Source organism: Mesorhizobium sp. M7A.F.Ca.MR.176.00.0.0 (assembly GCF_004023165.1).
Lineage (GTDB): Bacteria > Pseudomonadota > Alphaproteobacteria > Rhizobiales > Rhizobiaceae > Mesorhizobium.
Window position 1 is genome coordinate 1 of sequence record NZ_RZTC01000284.1, and the last position, 1342, is coordinate 1342.

Consider the following 1342-nt stretch of genomic DNA (forward strand, 5'->3'; position numbering starts at 1 on the left):
GCGCTCGGCTCCACAGGTACGGACCTGCTTGGTCGCGCCGGCACCGAAGGAAACGTGGATAACCACTACGCCAAGAAGATAGGTGCGGCTGTCCTCATCAGCACCATCAGCGCATTGCCTTCTATTATTCCCACAATGACAGGCAGCAGCAAATCCTCCAGAGATGGTGGCGCGACGATCACTATTGAAGGTGGGGGAATGGGTGACACCAATCGAGATGGCCAAGTCACGTCTAACGTTGCCAGAACACTCAGCGACCAAAGTGAGGGTATCTTGAACAAGTACCTGTCCCTCCCTCCTGTCCTTCGTGTCCCGCAGGGCGAGGAAATTCACGTCTTTGTCAATCGGGATCTCATTATTCGATGACTGATCAACAGTGTAAAAATAGCATTTCATACGTTGAACAGTATTTGAGCCAACTCAGAGACTATTTGGTAGATGACAATATCAATGAGGTGGCAATCAATCCTAATGGCTCCATCTTTATTGAGGAGGCCGATACGGTATACATGCGTGAGATCGGCGTGACCTTGCCGCCGCAGGCCATTAAGCGGCTTGGGGCACAGTTGGCCGGAGAGACCCGCAACACGCTTGGGGCACTTAATCCGATTGTCTCAGGCCGCGTTATGGTTTGGGGGAACCCGCAGCGCGTGCAGGTGGTCGTCGAACCTGCAATCGAACAAGGCGTATCGCTGTCGATTCGAAAATATCTGCTGCGGACTTCGGAAAGCGCAGATATTGACTACGTCGACGGACGACAGATCATGGTGGATGCTGTTCGGCACGAACGCCATCGGGCAATCGCCGATGCCGCCAAGGCTGGCGACCTGAAGAGTCTATTCCGACAGGCCGTTGACGAAAAATTCAATGTTCTGATTTCGGGCGGAACGTCGTCTGGCAAGACTACGGTGGCGCGCGCTTTACTGGCGATGGCAAACCCTGCCGAGCGGATCATCACCATAGAGGATGCGCAGGAGCTTCATCCACCCCACAAGAACCAAGTTGGACTAATCGCCGACCGTAAGGGGGAATCCGCTCGCAGCCCATCGAAACTTCTGGAGAGCTGTTTGCGAATGCGTCCCGACCGGATCATTCTCGGTGAAATCCGCGGCATTGAGGCTTATGACTTTCTTGAGGCGATAAATACCGGCCACCCCGGCGCGATAACAACTATACACGCCGATAGCCCCGAACTTGCTTTCGACAGACTGGCGCTCATGGTGATGCGCTCTGGTGTGCAGATGTCACATGGCGAGATAATCAATTATGCGAAAAAGACGATCGATTTGGTCATTCAGGTCGGCCGCCGCAACGGTAAGCGCGGTGTGCTGGAAATCAACCT

General features: G+C 54.0%; 2 protein-coding genes. Both read left to right on the top strand.

The window, feature by feature from the left end; all coding sequences use genetic code 11:
* The coding region (locus tag EOB59_RS34825) for a TrbI/VirB10 family protein (RefSeq protein WP_281061752.1) at nucleotides 1–366 on the top strand (366 nt) is incomplete at its 5' end.
* Nucleotides 363–1342 (top strand): P-type DNA transfer ATPase VirB11 (gene virB11 / locus EOB59_RS34830; protein WP_128290306.1); only part of this gene is annotated, 980 nt, incomplete at its 3' end. The genes EOB59_RS34825 and virB11, both read left to right, overlap by 4 nt.